This is a genomic window from Micromonospora sp. CA-248260, from assembly GCF_050942205.1.
In the GTDB taxonomy this organism is placed as follows: Bacteria; Actinomycetota; Actinomycetes; order Mycobacteriales; family Micromonosporaceae; genus Micromonospora; species Micromonospora antibiotica.
Genome location: NZ_CP192021.1, coordinates 1,592,537 through 1,616,763 on the forward strand (window position 1 = coordinate 1,592,537; position 24,227 = coordinate 1,616,763).

Consider the following 24,227-nt stretch of genomic DNA (forward strand, 5'->3'; position numbering starts at 1 on the left):
CACGGTGAGGTGCCAGACATTGGTCATCGCCTGTCGACGCTACTCCCGGCCGGCCGACAGGTGGAAGGAGCGATCCCCGTGAGGCTCCTTACACGGAGGTTCTCGACCTGGTGATCCGTTCGTCACGTACGGCGTGCTCCCGCGCGCCGGGCACAGCCCGGTCGTCCGGTCCGGGGGCGGCCGGCCGGTGCCGGGCCAGCAGCAGAGCGGTGCCCAGGCCCCAGCCGGCACAGACCACCAGCAACACCCGTTCCAGCCCGGCCACCAGGTCGCCCCGGCCCACCGTCAGCAGGCCCAGCGCGACCACCCCGGCCACCGGCAACGCCACCACCCCGGCGACCCGGGCCACCCGGCGCAGCCCCGGCGTCGCCGGCCGGAGGAACCCGACCACCAGCATGGCGAGCACCGTCACCCCGGCCGCCACGATGCTCGCCCCGGCGTGCACCAGGTCGGCCGGCGTCGCCGCCTCGAACGGCGGCAGCGGGCACCCGGCGCTGCACGTCACCGCGCCGGAGACCACCGTGCCGGCCGCGCCGGCCAGCAGCAGGCCGGCCGCGAGCCGCAACGTCACCGGCAGCGCCGCGGCCAGCGACAACAGCGCCGCCGCCAGGGCGAACACCCCCATCCGGTACGTCGAGGCGAAGGCGCTGTCGCTGACGCCGGCCTCGCTGACGTACCCGCGCCACGGGCCACCCGGACCGGCCCCGACGGCGACGGTCACCGCGACCGCGCCGAGCAGCACACAGCCGGCGGCGACCCGGCCGGCGACCGCACGGGCGGCCTCAGGCACGGCCGTGCGGGGTGAGCCAGCCGGACGTGTCCGGGCCCACCGGCACCACCCCGGTGGGATTGATCTCACGGTGCGTGGCGTAGTAGTGCCGCTTGATGTGGTCGAAGTCCACCGTCTCGCCGAACCCCGGGGTCTGGAACAGATCCCGGGCGTACGCCCAGAGCACCGGCATCTCGGTCAGCTTCTGCCGGTTGCACTTGAAGTGCCCGTGGTAGGCCACGTCGAAGCGGACCAGGGTGGTGAACAGCCGCACGTCCGCCTCGGTGATCGCGTCACCCATCAGGTAACGCCGGTCGGCCAACCGCCGCGACAGCACGTCCAACCGGGCGAACAGCGCCGCGTACGCCTCGTCGTACGCCTGCTGGGAGGTGGCGAAGCCGCACCGGTACACGCCGTTGTTGACGTCGGTGTGGATCTCGGCCATCAACGCGTCCAGCTCGGGACGCAGCGCCACCGGGTACAGGTCGGGGGCGTCCGGGGCGTGCAGGCGTCGCCACTCGGTGGAGAGGTCGAGGGTGAGCTGCGGATAGTCGTTGGTGACCACCCGGCCGGTGAGTGTGTCCACCAGTGCCGGCACGGTCACCCGGCCCGTGTAGTCCGGGTCGGTGGTGAGGTAGGCCTCGGACAGCAAGCCGATGCCCAACGCCGGGTCGAAGCCGTCCGGGTCGAGGGTGAACCGCCAGCCGCGTTCGTCGCGGATCGGGTCGACCGTGCCCAGCGAGATCACCCCGTCCAGGCCGAGCAGACCGCGCACGATCATGGCCCGGTGCGCCCAGGGGCAGGCCCGGCACCAGATCAGCCGGTACCGGCCGGCCTCCAACGGCCAGCGCCCCTGGTCGTCCGGCCCACCGCCCTCGGGCGAGGTGGAGTGCGGGGTGACCCGGCCGGTGAACCGGTTGGGCTGGCGGACGAACGCCCCACCACCGGAGGTCTCTGCGCTGAACTGGGCCCGGGTCATGACGCCAACCTATCCGGCGTCCGCCCGCCGGGCCGGCGTCACGGGCCGCCCCGGCCGCCATCCGGCTCGGGAGGGTCGGCGCAACCCCCCGGCCGGGGGCCGTTCGGCACGGGCGTGGATATCCTGACGGCCGGCGTCCCTGTGATCCGGGCGACGCCGGCACCGCCAGCCCCTTCCCACCCCCGAAGGACGTGCGTCGATGACCGTGGCCTACCTCGTGTCCGGAGTCCGTACCCCGATCGGCCGGTACGCCGGCGCCCTCGCCGGGGTACGCCCCGACGACCTGGCCGCCCACGTGCTGCGCGAACTGGTCGCCCGGCACCCGGCGGTGGACTGGTCCCGGGTCGACGACGTGGTGCTGGGCTGCGCCAACCAGGCCGGTGAGGACAACCGCAACGTGGCCCGGATGGCGGCGTTGCTGGCCGGCCTGCCACAGGAGGTGCCGGGCAGCACCGTCAACCGGCTCTGCGGCTCGGGCCTGGACGCGCTGGCCATCGCCGCCCGCGCCGTGGTGGCCGGAGAGGCCGACCTGGTGCTCGCCGGTGGCGTGGAGAGCATGAGCCGGGCCCCGTTCGTCATGCCGAAGGCGACCACCCCCTACTCCCGCGCCGCCGAGGTGTACGACACCACCCTCGGCTGGCGGCTGGTCAACCCGCTGATGGCGGCCGGCTGGGGCACCGACTCGATGCCGGAGACCGCCGAGAACGTGGCCGCCGAGTTCGGCGTCGACCGGCGGGCCCAGGACGAGTTCGCCCTGCGCTCCCAGCAGCGGGCCGCGAAGGCGCAGGCCGACGGCCGGTTCGCCGAGGAGATCGTGCCGGTGACCGTGCCCGCCGGCCGGCGGGAGACGAAGCTGGTCGAGGTCGACGAGCACCCCCGGGAGACCTCGCTTGCGAAGCTGGCCGCGCTGCCCACCCCGTTCCGGTCCGGCGGCACCGTCACCGCCGGCAACTCCTCAGGCCTCAACGATGGCGCGGTGGCCCTGCTGGTCGCGTCCGAGGCGGCGGTGGCCCGGTACGACCTCACCCCGCTCGCAAGGATCGGCGGCGCGGCGGTGGCCGGCGTACCGCCCAGGATCATGGGGATCGGTCCGGTGCCGGCCACCCGTCGGCTGCTCGGCCGGCTCGGCGTCGCCCTGGCAGACGTGGACGTGGTCGAGCTGAACGAGGCGTTCGCCGCGCAGGGGATCGCGGTGCTGCGCGAGTTGGGCCTGCCGGAGGACGCCGAGCACGTCAACCCGAACGGCGGCGCGATCGCCCTGGGGCATCCACTGGGGGCCAGCGGGGCCCGGCTGGCGTTGACCGCCGCCCTGGAGCTGCGTCGCCGGGGTGGCCGGCGGGCCCTGGCGACCATGTGCGTCGGGGTCGGCCAGGGCATCTCGCTGCTGCTGGAATCCGTGGACTGAGCCCGGCGGGTCGACCGGCGTCGAGTGGGCCCGGCGGGTCGACCGGCGTCGAGTGGGCCCGGCCGGTGGGGAATGCCCGGGGACCGACCGACCGGCCGACGCCGGGTGCCCGGCCGGCCGGGCGAGCCGGGAGGTGGAGGTGTCACCGTCGGGTGTGCGGGTGGCAGCCCAGGGTGACGGCGGGGCGTCCGGGTTGTTCGCGCCGCCCGGCCGGCCACAGATCGGGGTCAGCTGATCTCCCGCACCTGGGCGGACGGGCCTAGAGTGGTCAGCACCACACGATCCGCGGGTCGGCCGGTGCGGCTCCGCGTGCCCGCGCACGCCGTCGACACCGGTGCCCTCCCGCACCGCGGCGACGAACTGGGGGCCAGACAGCGATGCAGACGCCGGACGGACTTCCCGCCGAGATCGACCTGAGCCGGCCCAGCGCCGCCCGGGTCTACGACTACTTCCTCGGCGGCGCGCACAACTTCGAGATCGACCGGCGGCTCGCCGAGCAGATCGCCAGCATGACCCCGAACCTCGCCGACACCATGCGGTCCGGTCGGGAGTTCCTGCGCCGTGCGGTCCGGGTGCTGCTCGACGCCGGCATCGACCAGTTCCTCGACATCGGCTCGGGCATCCCCACCGTGGGCAACGTCCACGAGGTCGCCCAGGCCGCCGACCCGCAGGCCCGGATCGTCTACGTCGACATCGACCCGGTCGCCGTGGCGCACAGCCGGGAACTGCTCGCCGGCAACGACCGGGCCGTCGCCGTGCACGCCGACCTGCGGGAACCGAAGCTGATCCTGGACGAGGCACGCGCCAGCGGCCTGATCGACTTCGACCGTCCACTGGGCATCCTGCTCGCCGGGGTCGTGCACTTCGTCCCCGACGCCGACCGGCCGGCCGACATTCTCGCCACCCTCCGGGCCGCCGCCGCACCCGGCAGCTTCCTGGTCGTCTCGCACTCCACCTTCGAGGACCAGCCCCAGGAGATGCTCGACGCACAGCGCCTCTCGGCGCGTACCGACACCGAGATCACGCTGCGGTCCCGCGCCGAGATCACCGGCTTCTTCGGGGACTGGACGCTGCTCGAGCCCGGCGTGGTGCACATGCCGCTGTGGCGGCCCGACTCTCCGTCCGACGTGGACGAGCACCCCGAGCGGTTCGGGGCGTTCGGCGGCGTCGCCCGGTACGACCGCACAGCCGGCTGAGTCGACCATGTCCGCCGTTCCGGACCCCGGCGGCACCGACGCGGCCCGTCCGGGTGCCCAGGGCTACGCCGCCGACTGGGCCCGGGCGGTACGCCGGCTCGGGTTCGTGCCGATGAGCGCGGACGAGACCGAGCGGCTGCTGCTCGTGCACACCGTACGGCTGGCGCAGGCCCTGCTCGCCGAGGAGTTCTCCGCCACCCCGGCGGAGGAGGTGGGCCGGGCGCTGGTGGAGGCGCACCTGACCGAACCGCGCATCCTCGACTGGTCGGTGCGGGCGCTCGGCGAGCAGTTGCCGCAGCGGGTGCTGCCTCCGGTGGACCTGCCGCCCGATCTGCCCGCCCGGGTGGCGGCGGTGCAGGGTGGGCTGGCCGCCGGATTCGGTCGGGCCCTACGCGACCGTACCTTCAGTCAGCAGGAGCGGATCGCCCGATCGGCCTGGCAGGCCCGGGACGCGGTTGAGCGGGCGCTACGTGACAGCGAGGCCCGGTTCCGGGCGGTCTTCACCGGCGCGGCCATCGGCATCGGCATCGCCGGCATCGACGGCCAGATCATCGACGTCAACCAGTCGTTCGCCGACATGCTCGGTTACAGCCGGGAGGAGCTGCGGCAGACCAACGTGTCGTCGCTGTTCCACGCCGAGGACGCGGCCGGCATGTGGGAGCTGTACCAGGAGCTGATCGAGGGCAAGCACGACACCGCCCGGGTGGAGAAGCGCTACTACCGCAAGGACGGCACCGTCGTGTGGACGGACCTGGCCGTCTCGCTGATCCGGCACGACGACGGCCGCCCCCGGTTCACGGTCGCGATGATCGAGGACATCACCCAGCGGTACGAACTCCAGCAGCGGCTGCGTTTCCAGGCGCTGCACGACCCGCTGACCGGCCTGCCCAACCGGACGTTGTTCTTCGAGACCCTCGGTCAGGTCTTCGCCGACGCCGGGCCGGAGCAGCGGATCGGCGTGTGTTTCCTGGACCTCGACGGCTTCAAGGCGGTCAACGACAGCCTCGGCCACGACCTCGGTGACCGGCTGCTGATCACCATCGCCCGACGGCTCTCCGACTGTGTCATCGGTCAGGGGCACCTGGTGGCCCGGATGGGCGGCGACGAGTTCGTCATCCTGGTCAACGAGGGCGAGGGCATCGACGACGCGGTCGGTGTCGCCGAGTTGGCGCTGGCCGCGGTGGCCGCCCCGGTGCTCGTCGGCGACCACCAGCTCGCCGTCTCGGCCAGCATCGGGGTGGTCGAGTGCCCGGCCAGCGAGACCAGCGTCTCCGAGCTGATGAAGGCCGCCGACACCACGCTGTACTGGGCCAAGGCCGAGGGCCGGGGCCGCTGGGCGGTGTACGACCCGGAGCGCAGCGCCGCCGACATCGCCCGGTCCGCGTTGGCCGCCGGCCTGCCGGCGGCCCTGGACCGGGGCGAGTTCGTGGTCCACTACCAGCCGATCGTCTCCCTGCTGGACGGCTCGATGATCGCGGTGGAGGCCCTGGTCCGGTGGGCCCATCCGGAGCTGGGCCTGGTCGGCCCGGACCGCTTCATCGGGCTGGCCGAGGAGACCGGGCTGATCGTCCGGCTCGGCGAGTGGGTGCTGCGCCAGGCGTGCCGCGACGCCCGAGCCTGGCACCGCGAGTTCCCCGAGGCGAAACTGGTGGTCAGCGTCAACCTGGCCGCCCGGCAGGCCGACGACCCGGCCATCGTGGACACCGTCGCCAGCGCGCTGAGCCGCACGGGCCTGCCGGCGGAGCTGTTGCAGCTGGAGCTGACGGAGAGCGCCGTGATGGGCACCGCCGGGGAGCCGTTACGGTCGCTGCACCGGCTGGCGGACCTGGGCGTACGACTGGCCATCGACGACTTCGGCACCGGCTACTCCAACCTGGTCTACCTGCGGCGGCTGCCGATCCACTGCCTGAAGCTGGCCGGCCCGTTCGTCGAGGGCATCCGGGGCGGCGACGACTCCCCGCCCGACCACCGCGACGAACGGATCGTCGACGCCCTGGTCCGGTTGGCGCACGCGCTGGAGCTGTGGGTGACCGCCGAGGCGGTGGAGACCGGGGAGCAGGCGGAGCGGTTGCGGGCGTTGCGCTGCGACACCGGGCAGGGCCGCTGGTTCGGCCCACCCGCCCCGGCGGACCAGATCACCGCCCGCCTGCGCGGGGCGACGACGGAGTGACCTGCTCCCCGGCCGGTTCGGGGGCGTCGTCGGCGCGCGGTGGTGCCGGGCGAGGTGTGGTCGTTCGGGGTGGGGCGTGGTCGTTCGGGGTGGGGCGGCCGGAAGCGGCCGGTCGGGTACGGGTGGCCGGCGGGGAGCCGGGTGCTCTGGCATGGTGACGAGGTGACCGGGACGGGACCGGGCGGGGGAGAGGTGGCGGGGTGAGCCTGACCGATGGTGGGGCGGCGGTCTCGGTGGTCGCGGCGATCGCGATCGTGGCCGGACTGGCCGGGGTGGTGGTGCCCGGCCTGCCGGCGCTGCCGCTGTGCTGGGGCGGGGTGCTGCTCTGGGCGGTCTTCGGCGACGCCGGGCCGGGCCGCTGGGCGGTGCTCGGCGCGGCCACCGTGGTCGCCGCCGCCGGTGCCGTGATCAAGTACGCCTGGCCGGGGCGCAACCTCAAGCGCACCGGGGTGCCGACGTCGTCGCTGCTCGTCGGGGGCCTGCTCGGGCTGGTCGGGTTCTTCGTCATCCCGGTGATCGGCCTGGTGATCGGCTTCGTCGGCGGGGTGTGGGGGGCCGAGCGGCTGCGGTTGGGCAGCAACCAGCTCGCCTGGCCGGCCACGGTGCAGGCGCTGAAGGCGGCCGGCCTGTCGATGATGGTGGAGTTCCTGGCCGGCCTGGTGATTGCCGCCCTCTGGGTCGCCGGCCTCCTCTTCACCTGACCACCCACGTGGGCGGGGCGGTGGTGGTCGGGCGGCAGGTCAGGCAGCCGGGTCGATCTGCTTGGCCAGGTCGACGAACGCCTGCCAGCTGTCCGGCGCGAAGGTCAGGGTCCCGCCGTCGCGGTCCTTGGTGTCCCGCACCAGGACGACGCCGGTCAGGTTGTCGGCCACCTCGACACACGAGCCGCCGTTGCTGCCGCTCCTGGTGCTCTTGCGCCATTGTGCGCCGGTCAGGTCCATGTGCTCGCCGCTTCCTTGAGGAGGTTGAGTGACTGCCTGCGGGAGAAGGCTTCGCCTCTGATCATCTCCCAGGTCTGCTGGAGGGTAACAAGGTCATCGGCCTCATTCACCACCTGAGCTCGCACTTGATGATCGAGATGTGCCACTACTGAGCCGTCACCAAGGGTGGCAAGAATGAAGCCGCCCTGTAGTCCAGGATAGAGCCCAGTGTCCTCACTCACCACGAGGATCTGTATGTGCGGTAGCTCAGCCACATCGGCCAGGTGGGTGAGCTGTTCCTTCATTGCGGCGGGGTGACTCTTCATCGGGCGACGTAACGCCGCCATGTCGATGACGGCGACGAGTTGCGGGGGTCTGCCGCTGGTGAGAATGGAGCCGCGCTCAAGCCGGGACGCCACGCGCTCCTCGATCTCGTCCGCAGGCAGCAGGTTGTGTGCCAGAGTGGCCCGCGCATACGCCTCGGTTTGGAGTAGGCCAGGTATCCAGCAGTGTTCAAACCAGCGCAGGGCCAAGGCTTCACGCTCCCAGTCGACCCATTTTCTCAGCCACTGTGGCTCGCGGCGCTTGAGGACATCGGGCCATAGGTCACCAACGTCCCGGCCGAGGATCGCGGCCACGGTCACCCGTCGACGCGGTTGCGGCACACGTCCCGGAGATATCCACCGCGCTGCCGTCTTGGGGTCGACTCCTGTTTGAGCGGCAAGACTCTCTGCTGTCTCGCCGGCCTCGGCCATGGCCTCCTGAAGCGCGTGGTTCATCCCGCCTCCATCGTGGATGTCACGAACGTCCCTGAGCATAGATTAACGTCGTGTACTGATCCCGTCGCTCTGGGCAAGGTTGCCCCAGGTGGGTCGGCTCTGACGGAACGGTGTCGGGGCCGACTTCGCGGGGGCCGCTCCCTTTCTGGCCAGTGGGAGCGGCCCCTTCCCAGGCACGCGAGGAGGTCGACATGAAGGGTTCGGTCATGTGGTGGAGGATCATGAGGACGCCGCCCTGCCGGGTGCTCGGGAGCGTCAAGCGGTTCCTGTGGTCGCCTGACCTGATCGACGACGAGGCGCAGGCCGCTGCGCTGTGGGGGCGGTGATGGTGGTGGTCCGTCCGCCCGTCCCGCACGTCGCGATGCGTCCGCTGTGGCGCTGCCGCAACTGCGGCCGGCAGTGGCCCTGCCAGCCGGCCAAGCTCGCGCTGCTCACCGAGTACCGCAACGACCGGATGTCCCTGCTGATCTATCTCGGCACCCTGATGCACGAGGCCACCAACCAGCTCACCCAACTCCACCCGGCCCACCCGCCCACCGGCATGACCGAACGCTTCCTCTCCTGGGCCAGGGCCCGAGGCTGAGGGATCTACCAGGGGCGGTCGGCGGCAAGATCGACTCGTCTGGGCCGAAGTTGTGCCGTCCATGCCCGGCGGATTCCGCAACATCTACCCAGGCGGGTGGATCGGGGCGGGAGTGGGTGGCGGAGCGGGACGCCCGTCGGGTACGGCACGACGCCGTACGTGAGAGAGAGGTGGACGCCCCGCGCCGCCGTGGTGCCGGGCTCCTGCCGAGCGCCCGGCGTCGGCCCGTCGCGATCGGGCCTGGTCACGGGCTCAAGCATCCGTCGGTGCCGGCCCCGGGGCAACCCGATTACCGCCCCCGGGCGACCTGACCACCGCCCGCCAGGGATGACGCGAATTAACGAGTTCGGCACCGGCGACGGATTGACCGTGGTGATCGGCGGGACGAGACTCGGGCGCACTCGCACCGGGACCACCCGGGCAGTACCGGGTACCACCTCAGGGAGGTGTGCTGTGGCCACAACGCCCCCGCCGACCACCGGGCAACCGCCGACCGCCGGGAACGGGCAACCGCCGACCGTCGGGCAACCGCACGCGCCGGACGACGACGCCCGACGACTCGCCGAACTCGGCTACCAGCAGGAGTTGCACCGCACGTGGAGCGGCTTCTCCAACTTCGCCATCTCGTTCTCGATCATCTCGATCCTGGCCGGCTGTTTCACCACCTTCGGGCAGGCGTGGAACAACGGCGGACCGGTCGCCATCTCCTGGGGCTGGCCGCTGATCTCGCTGTTCATCCTGATCATCGGGTTCTGCCTGGCCGAGCTGGTGTCGGCGTACCCGACGGCCGGGGGGATCTACTGGTGGGCGGCGAAGATGGGCCGGCCGGTGCACGGCTGGTTCACCGGCTGGCTCAACCTGATCGGCCTGGTCGCGGTCACCGCGTCGGTGGACTACGGCTGCGCCACCTTCCTCAACCTGACCCTGTCGGCGCTCTTCGACGGGTGGGAGGGGACGCTGCGGCAGGCATTCGTCCTGTTCGTGATCATCCTGGCCCTGCACGGGCTGATCAACATCTTCGGGCACCGGATCATCGACGTACTCCAGAACGTGTCGGTCTGGTGGCACGTGGCCGGCGCCGCCGCCGTGGTGGCCATCCTGCTGCTGGTGCCCGACCGGCACCAGAGTTTCCAGTTCGTCTTCACCGAGCGGTTCAACAACTCCGGGTTCGGTGACGGCGACACCGGCGGGTTGACGTTCTGGTTCTACGTGCTGCCGCTGGGATTCCTGCTCACCCAGTACACGATCACCGGATTCGACGCCTGCGCGCACGTGTCCGAGGAGACCCGGGGCGCGTCGCAGGCCGCGGCCAAGGGGCTGTGGCGGTCGATCTTCTATTCGGCGGTGGGCGGGTGGATCCTGCTGCTGGCGTTTTTGTTCGCCGCCACCGACGTGGACGCGATCAACGCGGCCAACGGGTTCTCCGGCGCCATCTTCGAATCCGCGTTGACCCCGTTCTTCTTCAAGACGGTCATCATCATCTCCACCATCGGGCAGTTCTTCTGCGGGATGAGCTGCGTGACCTCGATGAGCCGGATGACGTACGCCTTCAGCCGCGACCGCGCGGTGCCCGGCTGGCGGCTGTGGTCGAAGGTCGACCGCAACGGCACCCCGGCCAACGCGATCATCGGGGCGACGCTGGCCGGCCTGGTGCTCACCCTGCCGGCGCTCTACCAGCGTGACGGCGTCCCGGTCGCCTTCTACGCGGTGGTGTCGGTGGCGGTGATCGGGCTCTACCTGTCCTTCGTCATCCCGATCGCGCTGCGGCTGCGCCTCGGCGACCGGTTCGAGCCAGGGCCGTGGACGCTCGGGCGCAAGTACAAGGTGTTCGGCTGGATCGCGGTGGTCGAGATCGTGATCATCTCGGTCTACTTCGTGCTGCCGATCGTGCCGGCCGGGGTGCCCGGCAACCCGGAGTTCAGCTGGTCGGCGGTGAACTACGCGCCGCTGGCCGTCGGCGGGGTGCTGCTCGGGGTCGGCATCTGGTGGTACGCCTCGGCCCGCACGTGGTTCACCGGCCCGCGCCGCACCGTCGACGTACCCGGGCCGGGGTCGCACGCGACGGCGGACGCCGCGCGGGCCGACGAGCCGGCCTGACCGCGACCGTCCGGGTCTTACGGTGGGCAGCCCCGGGCGGGGACCTCCTCCGAGGAGGGTCCCGCCCGGGGCTGCCCGGTCGCCTCCGGGCGTTTCCGCCGGTGCGGGGCAGGTCAGAGGTTGATGCTGTTGCTGAAGGTGAGCGGAATGAAGCTGGTCGGCCCGCCGTAGGTCCAGGTGATGTAGGCGTCCGCGCCCGTCTGGTACTGGCCGCTGGACCGAGGGTATTCGGTGTCGGCGGTCGTGGTGGTGGTGCTGTAGTTCGTGTGGGTGCCGTACGTGATCTGGGTGCCGTAGCGGAACAGGGCGACCTCGACCTGGGCCGCGTAGACGGGGTAGGTGCACCGGACCGTCGCGAGGCCCTCCTCGCCGCCACCGTACAGGCCGCCGTAGTAGATGAACGGGGTGCTCGGCGTCAGCGTGCAGGTGACAGTTATGGAACCGACGGTTCCCGTTATCGAGGTCGAGGCGAGCGTGCCGTAGGAATTCGCCGACCGGCCGGCGGATCCGCTGGAAAGGGGAATCAGGTGGCCGGTCGACTCGGCACCGGAGGCGGGTGCTGCCTGGGCCGGGGCGGCCACCGCGAGCATTACGGTGGACAGGGCGATCGCCACCAGGGCGGCGAAGGAGCGGGGCGTGCCACGCAGACGTACTCTCGTCATTACGCGTCCTTTGTGCGTCGTGATGGAGCAGTTCGGGCGGTGCGGAATTACCGTCGGGTGTCACCGGTGCGCCGACCAGCCGTTTTCCCGACGAACGCACCTGCGCATCGCGCGCACCCGCGCAGGTGGTCGACGGAAAAGACGGACGGGCCATTCGGGAAAGTGCCGAGCGTCGCACCCGATCGGTCAGATTCTGGCAACGCGGCGACTCTCCCGCAAGGTCACTGCGTGATTACGGATAGTTGTGTCGATGGTTTGTCCGAACGGATGAACGGCTTGTCGCCGCAGTTCTTTCCCGCGCGCGGAATAATTGTTTCCGGTGTGCCGCGCTTCTGCAATTCCCGTCCGGGTCGCCTGGCGTCGGGGCGCGGCGGGGAACACGAGGGCCGGCAGGAACGTCCTCACCGGACCGGTGCGTCCAGGTGCGGCCCCGGCCACCCGCCGGTGCGGCCGGCGACGTGACCCGGACCGGGTCGGCGGAACCCCGGGCGGGGGTTTGCCGGGACGCCCGAACGGGGCATTGACGGTGATCCGCTAGGCCCGGTAGACCTTGGTGATGGAGGCGCACGGATGAGGAAAGCCCCGCTCACGCTGGAACAGCTCCGGGTCGCCGTCGCCGATGGCGAGATCGACACGGTAGTGCTCGCCCTGACCGACATGCAGGGCCGCCTGCAGGGCAAACGGTTCCACGCCCCGTTCTTCCTCGACCAGGTGGTCGCCAACGGCAGCGAGGGCTGCAACTACCTGCTCGCCGTGGACGTCGACATGAACACCGTCGACGGGTACGCAATGTCGAGCTGGGAACGCGGCTACGGTGACTTCGCCATGCGCCCAGACCTGTCCACCCTGCGCCGGATGCCGTGGCAGCCGGGCAGCGTGCTGCTCCTGGCCGACCTGGAGTGGCTCGACGGTTCCGGCCCGGTGGTCGCCTCGCCCCGGCAGATCCTGCGCCGGCAGCTCGACCGGCTGGCCGACCACGGGCTGACCGCGTACGCCGGCACCGAGCTGGAGTTCGTCCTCTACCGCGACTCGTACGAGGAGGCGTGGCGGCGCGGTTACCGCGACCTCACCCCGGCCAACCAGTACAACGTCGACTACTCGCTGCTGGGCACCGCCCGGGTGGAGCCGCTGCTGCGGCGCATCCGCACCGAGATGGCCGGCGCGGGGCTGACCCCGGAGAGCGCCAAGGGCGAGTGCAACCTCGGCCAGCACGAGATCGCCTTCCGTTACGACGAGGCGGTGGCCTGCGCCGACCACCACGTGATCTACAAGAACGGGGCGAAGGAGATCGCCGCCCAGGAGGGCGTGTCGATCACGTTCATGGCCAAGCCCAACGCCCGGGAGGGCAACTCCTGCCACATCCACTTCTCGCTGCGTGACGTCGACGGCCGCTCGGCGATGCTCGGCGACGGGCCGGCGCAGCTCAGCGTCACCGGGCAGCGGGTGCTGGCGGGGCTGCTCGCCACCATGCGGGAGATGAGCGTGCTGTTCGCCCCCAACATCAACTCCTACAAGCGTTACCAGCCCGGCTCGTTCGCGCCGACCGCGCTGCGCTGGGGCACCGACAACCGCACCTGCGCGCTGCGGCTGGTCGGGCACGGGCAGGGGATGCGGGTGGAGAACCGGGTGCCCGGCGCGGACGTGAACCCGTACCTGGCGATCGCCGCCCTGGTCGCGGGGGCGGTGCACGGCATCGAGCAGGAGCTGGAGCTGGCCGACGAGTGCACCGGCAACGCCTACGACGACCCGGCCGCCGAACGCGTCCCACCCACCCTCCGCGACGCCCTGACCCTCTGGCAGAACTCCGACATCGCCCGCACCGCCTTCGGTGACGAGGTGCACGCCCACTACGCCAACCAGGCCCAGGTCGAGCTGGCCGCCTTCGACGCCGCCGTAACCGACTGGGAACTGACCCGTGGCTTCGAACGCCTCTGACCTCCACCCCCTGTCTGCGTCGATCTTGGAGTTGTGGTGGACGATGTGTGGCGGTATGTGGTCTGTGCGGGGCACCACAACTCCATGATCGACGGGGAAAGGGGTGGGGCGTGACGCAGGTGGTCGATCCGGCTAGTGGGGATGTGGTGGGGGAGGTGGCGGCCACCGGGCCGGGGGAGGTGGATGCGGCTATCTCGCGGGCGGCTGTTGCGTTCGAGGTGTGGCGTCAGGTTGCGCCGGGGGAGCGGGGGCGGGTTCTGCGGCGGTTCGCCGGGCTGGTGGACGCGCACCTGGAGGAGTTGGCCCAGCTGGAGGTGCGTAACTCCGGGCACACCATCGGTAATGCGCGGTGGGAGGCGGGCAACGTCCGTGACGTGCTCGACTACTACGCGGGGGCGCCGGAGCGGCTGACCGGGCAGCAGATCCCGGTGCCCGGCGGCTGGGACGTCACCTTCCACGAACCGCTCGGCGTGGTCGGGGTGATCGTGCCGTGGAACTTCCCGATGCCGATCGCCGCCTGGGGTTTCGCCCCCGCGCTGGCCGCCGGCAACACGGTCGTGCTCAAGCCCGCCGAGTTGACCCCGCTGACCGCGCTGCGCCTGGCGGAGTTGGGGCGCGAAGCCGGCCTGCCGGAGGGCGTGTTCACCGTGCTGCCCGGTCGCGGCGACGTGGTCGGCGAACGGTTCGTCACCCACCCGGCCGTGCGGAAGGTCTGCTTCACCGGCTCGACCGAGGTGGGCACCCGGATCATGGCCGGCTGCGCCGCCCAGGTGAAGCGGGTCACCCTGGAGCTGGGCGGCAAGAGCGCCAACCTGGTCTTCGCCGACGCCGACCTGGAGAAGGCGGCGGCCACCGCACCGTACGCCGTGTTCGACAACGCCGGGCAGGACTGCTGCGCCCGCTCCCGGATCCTGGTTCAGCGCCCGGTCTACGACCGGTTCCTGGAGTTGCTCGAACCAGCGGTGCAGGCGCTGCGGGTGGAGGACCCGGCCGCCGAGACCGCCGAGATGGGCCCGCTGATCTCCGCAGCCCACCGGGACCGGGTCGCCGGCTACGTCGACGGCGCGACTGTCGCGTTCACCGGCACCCGCCCCGACGGCCCCGGCTTCTGGCACGCGCCGACGGTGCTGCTCGCCGACTCCCCGGCCGACCGGCACTGGCGGGAGGAGATCTTCGGGCCGGTCGTCTCGGTGCTCCCCTTCGACGACGAGGCCGACGCGGTCCGGCTCGCCAACGACACCGAGTACGGCCTGTCCGGCTCGATCTGGACCCGGGACGTCGGGCGGGCGCTGCGGCTGGCCCGCGCGATGCAGGCCGGCAACCTGAGCGTCAACTCGCACTCCTCGGTGCGCTACTGGACCCCGTTCGGTGGGATGAAGCGTTCCGGGCTCGGCCGTGAGCTGGGACCGGACGCGCTGCACGCCTTCACCGACGTCAAGAACGTCTTCATCAGCACAGAGGAGTGAGGCGCGTGCAGGGTCGGCTACAGGACCGGGTCGCCGTGGTGACCGGGGCGGGCAGCGGGATCGGGTTGGCCACCGTGCGGCGGTTCGCCGCCGAGGGGGCCCGGGTGGTCTGCGTCGACATCGACGACGAGGCCGGCGGGCGGGCCGCCGAGGAGGTCGGCGGCGAGTACGTGCACACCGACGTCGCCGACGAGGCGGCCGTCCGGGACCTCTTCGACGGGGTCGTGCAGCGGCACGGCCGCCTCGACGTGGCGTTCAACAACGCCGGCATCTCCCCGCCCGACGACGACTCGATCCTCGACACCGGCCTGGACGCCTGGGAACGGGTGCTGCGGGTCAACACCACGAGCGTCTACCTGTGCTGCAAGTACGCGATTGCGCACATGCGCCGGCAGGGCAAGGGCTCGATCATCAACACCGCCTCGTTCGTGGCGCTGATGGGGGCGGCCACCTCGCAGATCGCGTACACCGCGAGCAAGGGCGGGGTGCTGGCGATGACCCGGGAGCTGGGCGTGCAGTTCGCCCGGGAGGGCATCCGGGTCAACGCGCTCTGCCCCGGCCCGGTCGCCACCCCGCTGCTGATGGAGCTGTTCGCCGCCGACCCGGAGCGGGCCGCCCGCCGGCTGGTGCACGTACCGATGGGCCGGTTCGGCGCACCGGAGGAGATCGCCGCCGCGGTGGCGTTCCTGGCCAGCGACGACGCGTCGTTCATGACCGCCGCGCAGTTCGTGGTCGACGGCGGCATCACCGGCGCGTACGTCACCCCGCTGTGAGCGGGCCGGCGGGTGGCGGCGCCGGGCCGTCCGGCCGGCGGGCGCGTCCGCTGATCGGCATCACCGGGTACGTCGAGCCGGCGAGCTGGGCCGTCTGGCGGGACGTGCCGGCGTCGTTGGTCCCGCAGGCGTACGTCCGCTCGGTGACCGCCGCCGGGGGTCGGGCCGTGGTGCTGCCCCCGGACGAGCTGGACGCCGACGTGGTGGACGTGCTCGACGGGTTGCTGCTGGCCGGCGGCGCGGACGTCGGCCCGCAGCGCTACGGCCAGCCGGTGGACCCGCGTACCGAGCCCCGCCCCGACCGGGACGCCGGGGAGTCGGCCCTGCTGGCTGCCGCCCTCGCCGTGGACCTGCCGGTGTTGGGGGTGTGCCGGGGCATGCAGTTGCTGGCCGTCGCGTACGGCGGGTCGTTGCACCAGCACCTGCCGGACGTGGTGGGTCACGACCGGCACCGCCCCGCCCCGGGGGTGTACGGGGCGCATCCGGTGCGGTTCGCGTCGGGGACCCGGACGGCGTCGGTGCTGGCCGGGGTGGACCGGGTCAACTCGTACCACCACCAGGCGGTGGCCGATCCGGGGCGGCTCACGGTCACCGGCTGGGCCGACGACGAGGTGGTGGAGGCGGTGGAGGACCCGGCGCGACGGTTCCTGCTCGGGGTGCAGTGGCATCCGGAGAACGACGACGACCCGCGCCCGGTGACCGCCCTGGTGAGGGCGGCCCGGGACCGCTGACGCTTCCTGTCAGGTGGGAAATCTGTCTCGAAATGCGGTCGGTGGCGGGAGGATGGCAGCATGGGGACCGTGTATCCGGCGCTGGACGGGCGACTGCGGGAGTTCGTCGAGGCGCAGCCGATGTTCTTCGTCGCCACCGCGCCCACCGGCGGCGACGGGCACGTCAACCTCTCCCCCAAGGGCATGCGGGGCACCTTCGTCGTGCTCGGCCCGCACCGGGTGGCCTGGCTCGACTACCACGGCAGCGGCGCGGAGACGATCGCCCACCTGCGGGACAACGGCCGGATCACGCTGATGTTCTGCGCCTTCGACGGCCCACCGAAGATCGTCCGACTGCACGGGCGGGGCGTCGCCACCCCGGTCACCGACCCCGACTTCGCGGCCCTGCTGGCCGACTTCCCCGAGCCGCCCGACGTGCACGCCGTCCGCGCGGTGATCGGGGTCACGGTGCAACGGGTCAGCGACTCCTGTGGCTACGCGGTGCCCCTGATGGACTATCGCGGCGACCGCGACCTGTTGCTCACGTCACACTCCCGACGGACCACCGAGGATCTGGTCACCTACCGCGCGACCAAGAACGCGGCCAGCATCGACGGACTCCCGGTCTTCTGAGCCCACCCCCTCACCGTGCGCTGTCGGGCAGATGACGGCAGGATGAGGCACGAGTTACCAGCGTCCGTCCGAACCCGTGCGTTACGTTCCTGATCCGTCGGGGTAGAAGACGGACGCGACCGGCGTCAGCCGAGGCGTTCTGGGGGGCACGACCGGCCGAAGCAGGGGGCGCGGATGAGTTCGGCCCGTGGGGGCGAGGACGGACGAGGGCTGTCCGCCCTGTCCGCCGACCGCACACTCCCGCCCTGGCTGGCCGGGGCGTTCACGGCGGGCGGCGAGATGGGTCACCGGCTGCGCGGGCACGACTGGGCGGACAACCCGATCGGCCCTCCGGACACCTGGCCGGCGGCGCTGAGCCACGCCATCGGCATGATGCTCTCCTCGCGGGCCCAGATCGTGCTGTTCTGGGGCCCCGACCAGCTGGCCTTCTACAACGACACCTACCGGCCCACCATCGGCGTCAAGCACCCGCAGGCGCTCGGCCGGCCGGCCCGGGAGCACTGGGCGGAGACCTGGGACGTGCTCGGCCCCCTGCTCGACGGGGTACGCCGCACCGGCGAGTCCTACCGGGGGGAGAACCACCCGTTCCTGCTCGACCGGCACGGCTTCGTCGAGCAGGTCTACTTCGACATCTCCTACGACCCGATCCGGGACGACGACGGCAGCGTCAACGGTGTCTTCTGCTTCGTCAACGAGACCACCGGGCGGGTCATCGGGGAACGCCGGCTGCGGGCCCTGGCCGAACTCGGCTCCCGGCTCGGCGCGGCGAGCAGCATGACCGAGCTGGGGCAGGCCACCGCCGCCGTGCTCGACGGGCACCGGGCCGACGTCCCGTTCGCCCTGATCTATCTCACCGACGAGACCGGTCGGCCGGTACCGGCCGGGGTCAGCGGCGTCGACCCGGACCAGGTGCCGGCCGAGTTGCCGACGGTGCTGTCCCGGGTCGCCGCCGGTGGGGCCGGCACCGAGATCGAGGTGGCCGACCTGTTCGGCGCGGTACCGGACGGCGTCTCCGACCGGGCCCTGGTGCTGCCGCTGACGGCCACCAGCGAGCCCGCCGGGGCACTGGTCGTCGGCCGTAGCTCCCGCCTGCCGTGCAACGACGAGTACCGCGACTTCGTCGGCCTGATCGCCGCGCAGGTGTCCCGGGTGGTCGGCCAGCAGCGGGCGTACGAGCAGGAGCGGGCGCGCGCCGCCGAACTGGCCGCGCTGGACCGCGCCAAGACCAACTTCTTCGCCAACGTCAGCCACGAGTTCCGTACCCCGCTGACCCTGGTCCTCGGCCCGCTGGAGGACATGCTGGCCGATCCGACGCTGCCCACGGCGCACCTCGACCGGCTGACCGTCATGCACCGCAACGCGCTGCGCCTGCTCAAGCTGGTCAACACGGTGCTCGACTTCTCCCGGCTGGAGTCCGGCCGGCTGGCCGCCCACTACCAGCCCACCGACCTCGCCGAATACACCTCCCGGCTGGCCAGCACCTTCCGCTCCGCGACCCAGCGGGCCGGGCTGCGGCTCGTGGTCGACTGCCCGCCGCTGCCCGCGCCGGTCTTCCTGGACCGTGACATGTGGGAAAAGATCGTCTTCAACCTGCTCTCCAACGCGCTGAAGTTCACCTTCGACGGCGAGATCCGGGTCCGGGTGGTCGCCGTCGCCGGCGCGGCGCGGCTGGAGGTGACCGACACCGGGGTCGGCATCGCCGCCGGGGAGGTCCCGCACGTCTTCGAGCGGTTCCACCGGGTGCCGGGGGTGCGCTCGCGTACCCACGAGGGCACCGGGATCGGCCTGGCCCTGGTGCGTGAACTGGTCGACATGCACGGCGGCGCGGTGGCCGCCACCAGCCGGGTCGACCACGGCACCACCTTCACCGTGACCGTCCCGTTCGGTTCGGCGCACCTGCCGCCCGACCGGGTCGCCTCCGCCGCGCCGCTGCCCACCACCGAGTCGTCACAGGCGTCGCTCTACGTCGCGGAGACCGCCCTGTGGACCGACGGGTCCGACCCGGCCGGCGACGGGCGGTCCGCCCCGGTCACCGGCGACCCGGGCCGGGCGGGCCGGGTCCTGCTCGCCGACGACAACGCCGACCTGCGCGAACACGTCACCCGGCTGCTCAGCCCCGAGTACGAGGTGGTGGCCGTACCGGACGGCGTGGTGGCCCTCCAGGAAGCCACCGGGAGCCCGTTCGACCTGGTGCTCACCGACGTGATGATGCCCCGGCTGGACGGTTTCGGCCTGGTCACCGCGTTGCGGGCCGACCCGCGCACCCGGCACGTGCCGATCGTGCTGCTCTCCGCGCGGGCCGGGTCCGCCGAAGCGGTCGCCGGCCTGTCGGTCGGGGCCGACGACTACCTCACCAAGCCGTTCTCCGGGGCGGAGCTGATCGCCCGGGTCCGGGCCAACGTCCAGCTGGGTCAGCTGCGGGGGCAGATCATCCGCCGGCTGCGGGCGCTCGCCGACGCCGCCGTGGCGGTCAACACCGCGAAGTCGACCGCCGAGGTGGTCCAGGTCGCCGCCCGGCACGCCCTGCGCCTGGCGGAGGCGGCCCGGGTGTCGGTCACCACGGTCACCGGCGCGCGGCACGAGGCCGACGGCGGCGGCACCGCGCCCGACCAGCCGTCCCAGGTGCTGCCGTTGACCGGCACCACCGGTGGGCAGCTCGGCGAGCTGCGGGTCTGGCGTCGCGAGGGCGACGGCACCGACCAGGCGGCCGTCGCGGAACTGGCCCGGCTGGTCGGGGTACGACTGGAGAACGCCCAGCTCTACGAGGCCGAACACCGGATCGCCACCACCCTGCAGCACAGCCTGCTGCCCCGCTCGCTGCCCCAACTGCCCGGAGCCGTGGTGGCCAGCCGCTACCTGCCCGGCAGCACCGACGTCGAGGTCGGCGGCGACTGGTACGACGTGATCGGCATCGGCGACGACGAGGTGGTGCTGGTCATCGGCGACGTGGTCGGCAAGGGGGTCGGGGCCGCCGCGGCGATGGGTCAGCTGCGCAACGGCCTGCGGGCGTACCTGCTGGAGGGCTACGACCCGGGGCAGTCGTTGACCCGGCTCAACCGGCTGGTCGGCTCGACCGAACGGCAGTCGTTCGCCACCGTGTTCTGCCTCTCCTTCTCTCCCCGCACCGGCCGGCTGCGGTACGCCAGCGCCGGTCATCCGTCCCCCCTGCTGATCCGAGGAGACGACGTGGCATTTCTGCACGAGCGGGCCCTGGGGCCGCCGATCGGTGCGATCGCCGGCACCGACTTCCGCACCGTCGAGGGTGAACTCGCCCCCGGCGGTCGGCTGTTGCTCTATACCGACGGGCTGATCGAGGACCGGCAGGCCGGCATCGACGCGGCGCTGGCCCAGCTGCGGGCGGACGCCGGCACCGGCGGTGAGCACGTCACCGACCTGGTGGACGCGGTGGTGCAACGGGTCGACGGGCGCAACCGGCACGACGACGTGGCGGTGCTGGCGCTGGAGGCCGCCGAGCTGAACCGCTTCACCCTGCGGCTGCCCGCCGACCCGACCCGGCTCAGCGTGCTGCGCAAGCGGCTGGAGGACTTCCTGGTGGCGCACGGCGTGGGGGAGAACGACCTATTCGACCTGATCGTCGCGGTCTCCGAGGCCGCCGCCAACGCCATCGAGCACCCGGTCGCGCCGGTGGAGCCGACGATCGGGGTCGAGGTGTCGATCGTCGACCACACGGTGGTGGCGACGGTGCGGGACAGCGGTCGCTGGCGCGAGTCGACCGGGGCCGGGTTCCGGGGCCGGGGCCTCGCGTTGATCGAGGCGCTGGGCGAGCTGACGGTACGTCGTACCGCGGAGGGGACCGAGGTGTCGCTGCGCCGCCGGCTGGCCGACTGAGCCGGCCCGGCGTGGCCCCGGGTCAGACCGGGCGCAGCCACTCCTGGTCGCCGAGGCCGGAGATCTCCAACACCCGGTTGACCTGCTGGGACGGGAACACCGTCAGGGCACCGGGAAACCGGCGGGCGAGCTGGACCACCGCGTGGATGGCGGCGGAGTCGAAGAAGGTCACCGCGCGTAGATCCAGGGTGACCTGCCGGGCCGGCTCCCGCAGCGCGGTCTGCACCATCGTGTCGGCGGTGGCCATGTCGACCTCACCGGTCACCGTGACGTGGACGTGGTCACCTGCCAGCTCCGCGCTCGCGGAGAAAACGGGAGATACGCCCCCTAGATCCACGAAGCCACAATGGCACAGCCCGGTGGGCACGGCAACAACCGACGGGCCGGCCACGCCACGGCCCGCCGACCGCCCGGAGATAGGCTGTCGTCATGACCGTTCGTGCCCCGCTCACCCCAGGCACGCTCTCCCCCTGGCGAGCGGTCCCTGGCCACATCGCCCGACCGGAGTACGTGGGCAAGAAGCAACCCCGGCAGTGGCGCGGCTCGCACGTGCAGACCCCGCAGACCATCGAGAAGATGCGGGTCGCCGGCCGGTTGGCGGCGCAGGCCACCCAGCTCGCCGGTGAACACTGCAAGCCGGGGGTGACCACCGACGAGATCGACCGGGTGGTGCACGAGTTCCTCGTCGACCACGACGCCTACCCCTCGACGCTGGGCTACAAGGGCTTCCCCAAGTCCTGCTGCACCAGTGTCAACGAGGTCATCTGCCACGGCATCCCCGACTCCACCGTGCTCGCCGACGGCGACATCGTCAACGTCGACGTCACCGCCTACCTCGACGGGGTGCACGGCGACACCGACGCCACCTTCTGCGTCGGCGAGGTCAGCGAGGAGGCCCGGCTGCTTGTCGAACGCACCCACGAGGCGATGATGCGGGGCATCCGGGCGGTCCGCCCCGGCCGGCAGATCAACGTGATCGGCCGGGTCATCGAGTCGTACGCCAAGCGGTTCGGCTACGGGGTGGTGCGCGACTTCACCGGCCACGGCATCGGCGAGGCGTTCCACAGCGGCCTCTACGTGCCGCACTACGACAGCCCCCGGCCCACCGACATCATGGAGCCGGGGATGACCTTCACCGTCGAGCCGATGATCACCCTCGGCACCTACCAGTACGACATGTGGGACGACGGCTGGACTGTCGTCACCAAGGACCGGAAGTGGACGGCCCAGTTCGAACACACCATCGTCGTCACCGACGACGGTCACGAGATCCTCACCCTGCCGTGACCGACACCCCGGCCGCCCTGCGGGAGGCCCACCACGCGGACGTGTCCGGCGGGTGGCTGCGGCCTGCCGTCTTCGGTGCGATGGACGGGCTGGTCACCAACATCGCGCTGATCGCCGGCGTCGGCGGCGGCGGGGTGTCCGCGCACAGCATCGTGCTCACCGGCACCGCCGGCCTGGTCGCCGGCGCCATCTCGATGGGCCTGGGCGAATACACCAGCGTCCGCTCGGCCAACGAACAGGTCGCCGCCGAGGTGGCCAAGGAGCGCCGCGAGCTGGAACGCCACCCGGAGGCGGAGGCCCGCGAGCTGTCCGACGCCTGGGTGGCCCGGGGCCTGCCCCGCGACCTGGCGAACCAGGTCGCCGAGGCGGTACGCCGCAACCCGGAGGAGGCGCTGCGGGTGCACGTCCGGGAGGAGTTGGGCGTCGACCCCGACGAACAACCCAGCCCCTGGGCGGCGGCGATCTCGTCGTTCCTCTGCTTCTCCGTCGGCGCGCTGATCCCGCTGCTGAGCTACCTGCTCGGCTCCACCAGCCTCGCGTTGGCGCTCGCCGTCGGCGGGGTGGGGCTCTTCGTGGCCGGTGCGGTCGTGGCCCGGTTCACCCACCGCCCGTGGTGGGCGGGTGGGCTGCGGCAGCTGCTGCTGGGTGCGGCGGCGGCCGGCGCGACCTACCTGATCGGGATGCTCATCGGGGTCCAGGGCGGTCTCGGCTAGACCGTCGCCGCCGGCAGGGTCGCTCGTCGTGGCCGACCCGTTGATCCGCCGGTGCCCGACCCGGTGCCCGGTGCCCGGCTCAGCGGGTGAGCAGGTCGTCCACCGTGCCGTCGACCGGGCGGCCCCGGGCGGCCAACTCCTCGGCCTGCCCGGTGAGCACCCGACCCACCTCGGTCATGTCCGCGCCGGCCAACCCGGTACGCCGCACCGCGTCACCCGGGTCCCGGAAGTAGGTGCGGCCGAGCAGGCCGCTGACCGTGGCCGCCGCCAATCGGGCCTCGCCCAGCATCACCAGCGCCTGATCGGTCTCGTACCACTCGGCGAGCCGGGCCGCCCGGGCGTGCGCCGCCCAACCCCGGAACCAGGCGTCCCGCGCGGCGGTGCTGAACTCCGCCGGCCGGGCCCGCGCCAACCGGCCCAGGTGCTCGTCGCGCAGGGTGCGCAGCCAGCCGGTCGGGTCGTACAGCGCGACGGTGGTGACGTAGCGGTCGGCGGTCAGCGGCCAGGCCGGGGTCAGCGTCCGGGCCCGCCGCAGGTGCTCGTCGGCGTCGGTGACGGTCAACTCGACCAGCACCCCGTCGATCCGTCGGGTCGACGTCGGCGGCCCACCGCCCACCCGGTAGGTGACCAGCAGCAGCCCGACCTCGGCGTCCCCACCGCCGTCGTCGTCGCCGTGCGCCAACGGCCCGTGCACGGCCACCGCGAGGACGTCCGCCGGGAAACGTCGCCGCGCCGCGTCGGCCGTCCGCCCGGCGACCTGCCAGCGCGGATCGTCCAGGTCCACCCCGGTCGCCGGCTCCGGCCCGGTCACGGCAGGTCGGCACCGGTCGGGACCAGCCGGAAGATGTGGATCTCCCGGCCGCCGGCCCGCTGCACGTACGTGCGGTACGCCGGCCACTCGGTGACCAGCAACTGCCAGAGCCGCTCCCGCTCGGCCCCGGTGGCCAGATCGGCCCGCACGGTGAGCCGACGACCCTTGACGGCCACCTCCGCCCGGGGCCGGGCACGCAGGTTGAGCACCCAGCCCGGCTGGCGCGGCTGGCCCCAGTTGGAACCGATCACCACGAACCCCTCGCCGTCCGGCACATACAGCAGGGGGTTGCTGCGCGGCAGGCCGGAGCGGTGCCCGGTGGTCGTGATGATCAGCGAAGGGACCAGGCCCAGCGCCACCACCCGACCCCGGGTGAGCCGCCCGACCATCCGGTCGACGGGGACCAGCAGGCGCATGGTGGCACCGAACCACTCGTGGTGACCGAGCCGGCGGGTGAGGGTTCCGATGACGGGCACCCGGACAGTCTGCC

23 protein-coding genes are annotated in these 24,227 nt (G+C 72.2%); 15 read left to right on the top strand and 8 right to left on the bottom strand.

Features of this window, described 5'->3' with window-relative positions; all coding sequences use genetic code 11:
- Nucleotides 1-88: 88 nt before the first annotated feature.
- Nucleotides 89-790, bottom strand: a complete 702-nt coding sequence (locus tag ACQP2H_RS07350) for a DUF998 domain-containing protein (RefSeq protein ID WP_357534516.1) — start codon at nucleotides 788-790, stop codon at nucleotides 89-91.
- A complete protein-coding gene (locus tag ACQP2H_RS07355; protein WP_357534514.1) occupies nucleotides 783-1,748 on the bottom strand; it encodes a glutathione S-transferase family protein in 966 nt (321 codons plus the stop codon). Before ACQP2H_RS07355 ends, ACQP2H_RS07350 begins: the two co-directional genes overlap by 8 nt.
- Before the next feature lie 199 nt (nucleotides 1,749-1,947).
- On the opposite strand from ACQP2H_RS07355, the gene pcaF reads away from it, so the two are divergent.
- The 4 genes from pcaF to ACQP2H_RS07375 all read left to right on the top strand — a co-directional run bounded on the left by pcaF (nucleotide 1,948) and on the right by ACQP2H_RS07375 (nucleotide 7,220).
- Nucleotides 1,948-3,153 (top strand): 3-oxoadipyl-CoA thiolase, encoded by a 1,206-nt coding sequence (gene pcaF, locus ACQP2H_RS07360; RefSeq protein WP_219468417.1) that lies wholly within the window; start codon nucleotides 1,948-1,950, stop codon nucleotides 3,151-3,153.
- A 377-nt stretch (nucleotides 3,154-3,530) separates the two neighbouring features.
- Nucleotides 3,531-4,349, top strand: coding sequence for an SAM-dependent methyltransferase (locus tag ACQP2H_RS07365; RefSeq protein WP_208569286.1), 819 nt, complete (start codon nucleotides 3,531-3,533; stop codon nucleotides 4,347-4,349).
- Between the two features lie 7 nt (nucleotides 4,350-4,356).
- Nucleotides 4,357-6,519: a putative bifunctional diguanylate cyclase/phosphodiesterase gene (locus tag ACQP2H_RS07370; RefSeq protein ID WP_219468420.1), complete on the top strand. Its 2,163-nt coding sequence runs from the start codon at nucleotides 4,357-4,359 to the stop codon at nucleotides 6,517-6,519.
- Between the two features lie 200 nt (nucleotides 6,520-6,719).
- Nucleotides 6,720-7,220, top strand: coding sequence for a DUF456 domain-containing protein (locus ACQP2H_RS07375; RefSeq protein WP_219468422.1), 501 nt, complete (start codon nucleotides 6,720-6,722; stop codon nucleotides 7,218-7,220).
- 39 nt (nucleotides 7,221-7,259) lie between these two features.
- Here the strand turns inward: ACQP2H_RS07375 and ACQP2H_RS07380 are convergent, their stop codons facing one another.
- Both ACQP2H_RS07380 and ACQP2H_RS07385 read right to left on the bottom strand, forming a co-directional pair.
- The gene (locus tag ACQP2H_RS07380; protein WP_219470768.1) at nucleotides 7,260-7,454 is read right to left on the bottom strand and encodes a DUF397 domain-containing protein; all 195 of its coding nucleotides are present in this window, start codon (nucleotides 7,452-7,454) and stop codon (nucleotides 7,260-7,262) included.
- Nucleotides 7,451-8,218, bottom strand: a complete 768-nt coding sequence (locus tag ACQP2H_RS07385; RefSeq protein ID WP_219468425.1) for a DUF5753 domain-containing protein — start codon at nucleotides 8,216-8,218, stop codon at nucleotides 7,451-7,453. Before ACQP2H_RS07385 ends, ACQP2H_RS07380 begins: the two co-directional genes overlap by 4 nt.
- Before the next feature lie 191 nt (nucleotides 8,219-8,409).
- On the opposite strand from ACQP2H_RS07385, the gene ACQP2H_RS07390 reads away from it, so the two are divergent.
- The 3 genes from ACQP2H_RS07390 to ACQP2H_RS07400 all read left to right on the top strand — a co-directional run bounded on the left by ACQP2H_RS07390 (nucleotide 8,410) and on the right by ACQP2H_RS07400 (nucleotide 10,898).
- The gene (locus tag ACQP2H_RS07390) at nucleotides 8,410-8,544 is read left to right on the top strand and encodes a hypothetical protein (protein ID WP_255597924.1); all 135 of its coding nucleotides are present in this window, start codon (nucleotides 8,410-8,412) and stop codon (nucleotides 8,542-8,544) included.
- Nucleotides 8,544-8,801 (top strand): flavin reductase, encoded by a 258-nt coding sequence (locus ACQP2H_RS07395; RefSeq protein ID WP_219468426.1) that lies wholly within the window; start codon nucleotides 8,544-8,546, stop codon nucleotides 8,799-8,801. Before ACQP2H_RS07390 ends, ACQP2H_RS07395 begins: the two co-directional genes overlap by 1 nt.
- Nucleotides 8,802-9,254: 453 nt before the next feature.
- Nucleotides 9,255-10,898 (top strand): amino acid permease, encoded by a 1,644-nt coding sequence (locus ACQP2H_RS07400; protein WP_433231769.1) that lies wholly within the window; start codon nucleotides 9,255-9,257, stop codon nucleotides 10,896-10,898.
- A gap of 113 nt (nucleotides 10,899-11,011) precedes the next feature.
- On the opposite strand, the gene ACQP2H_RS07405 is transcribed toward ACQP2H_RS07400, so the two are convergent.
- Nucleotides 11,012-11,560 carry a hypothetical protein gene (locus ACQP2H_RS07405; RefSeq protein WP_219468429.1) on the bottom strand — a complete coding sequence of 183 codons (549 nt, stop codon included), beginning with the start codon at nucleotides 11,558-11,560 and terminating at the stop codon, nucleotides 11,012-11,014.
- A 570-nt stretch (nucleotides 11,561-12,130) separates the two neighbouring features.
- Between ACQP2H_RS07405 and ACQP2H_RS07410 the strand changes: the two genes are divergently transcribed.
- The 6 genes from ACQP2H_RS07410 to ACQP2H_RS07435 all read left to right on the top strand — a co-directional run bounded on the left by ACQP2H_RS07410 (nucleotide 12,131) and on the right by ACQP2H_RS07435 (nucleotide 20,926).
- Complete coding sequence (locus tag ACQP2H_RS07410; RefSeq protein WP_219468431.1) at nucleotides 12,131-13,495, top strand: glutamine synthetase family protein; 1,365 nt, start codon at nucleotides 12,131-12,133, stop codon at nucleotides 13,493-13,495.
- 119 nt (nucleotides 13,496-13,614) lie between these two features.
- Complete coding sequence (locus ACQP2H_RS07415; RefSeq protein ID WP_433233476.1) at nucleotides 13,615-14,961, top strand: aldehyde dehydrogenase family protein; 1,347 nt, start codon at nucleotides 13,615-13,617, stop codon at nucleotides 14,959-14,961.
- 5 nt (nucleotides 14,962-14,966) lie between these two features.
- A complete protein-coding gene (locus ACQP2H_RS07420; RefSeq protein WP_219468438.1) occupies nucleotides 14,967-15,734 on the top strand; it encodes a 3-oxoacyl-ACP reductase in 768 nt (255 codons plus the stop codon).
- Complete coding sequence (locus ACQP2H_RS07425; RefSeq protein ID WP_308291053.1) at nucleotides 15,731-16,465, top strand: gamma-glutamyl-gamma-aminobutyrate hydrolase family protein; 735 nt, start codon at nucleotides 15,731-15,733, stop codon at nucleotides 16,463-16,465. Before ACQP2H_RS07420 ends, ACQP2H_RS07425 begins: the two co-directional genes overlap by 4 nt.
- A 60-nt stretch (nucleotides 16,466-16,525) precedes the next feature.
- Nucleotides 16,526-17,077 carry a pyridoxamine 5'-phosphate oxidase family protein gene (locus ACQP2H_RS07430; RefSeq protein ID WP_433231774.1) on the top strand — a complete coding sequence of 184 codons (552 nt, stop codon included), beginning with the start codon at nucleotides 16,526-16,528 and terminating at the stop codon, nucleotides 17,075-17,077.
- 174 nt (nucleotides 17,078-17,251) lie between these two features.
- Nucleotides 17,252-20,926, top strand: coding sequence for a SpoIIE family protein phosphatase (locus tag ACQP2H_RS07435; RefSeq protein WP_433231777.1), 3,675 nt, complete (start codon nucleotides 17,252-17,254; stop codon nucleotides 20,924-20,926).
- A gap of 22 nt (nucleotides 20,927-20,948) precedes the next feature.
- Here the strand turns inward: ACQP2H_RS07435 and ACQP2H_RS07440 are convergent, their stop codons facing one another.
- Nucleotides 20,949-21,263: an STAS domain-containing protein gene (locus ACQP2H_RS07440; protein ID WP_433231780.1), complete on the bottom strand. Its 315-nt coding sequence runs from the start codon at nucleotides 21,261-21,263 to the stop codon at nucleotides 20,949-20,951.
- Nucleotides 21,264-21,355: 92 nt separating this feature from the next.
- On the opposite strand from ACQP2H_RS07440, the gene map reads away from it, so the two are divergent.
- Together map and ACQP2H_RS07450 are read left to right on the top strand one after the other, a co-directional pair.
- Nucleotides 21,356-22,213 (top strand): type I methionyl aminopeptidase, encoded by an 858-nt coding sequence (map, locus tag ACQP2H_RS07445; RefSeq protein WP_219468448.1) that lies wholly within the window; start codon nucleotides 21,356-21,358, stop codon nucleotides 22,211-22,213.
- Nucleotides 22,210-22,926 carry a VIT1/CCC1 transporter family protein gene (locus ACQP2H_RS07450; protein WP_208569298.1) on the top strand — a complete coding sequence of 239 codons (717 nt, stop codon included), beginning with the start codon at nucleotides 22,210-22,212 and terminating at the stop codon, nucleotides 22,924-22,926. The genes map and ACQP2H_RS07450 overlap by 4 nt, the downstream gene beginning before the upstream one ends.
- Nucleotides 22,927-23,005: 79 nt before the next feature.
- Here ACQP2H_RS07450 and ACQP2H_RS07455 read toward each other — a convergent pair whose 3' ends face one another.
- Nucleotides 23,006-23,737 carry a nucleotidyltransferase domain-containing protein gene (locus ACQP2H_RS07455; RefSeq protein WP_308291054.1) on the bottom strand — a complete coding sequence of 244 codons (732 nt, stop codon included), beginning with the start codon at nucleotides 23,735-23,737 and terminating at the stop codon, nucleotides 23,006-23,008.
- Entirely contained in the window at nucleotides 23,734-24,213 is a 480-nt protein-coding gene (locus ACQP2H_RS07460) for a nitroreductase family deazaflavin-dependent oxidoreductase (RefSeq protein WP_208569299.1), read from the bottom strand. Before ACQP2H_RS07460 ends, ACQP2H_RS07455 begins: the two co-directional genes overlap by 4 nt.
- Nucleotides 24,214-24,227 lie beyond the last annotated feature (14 nt).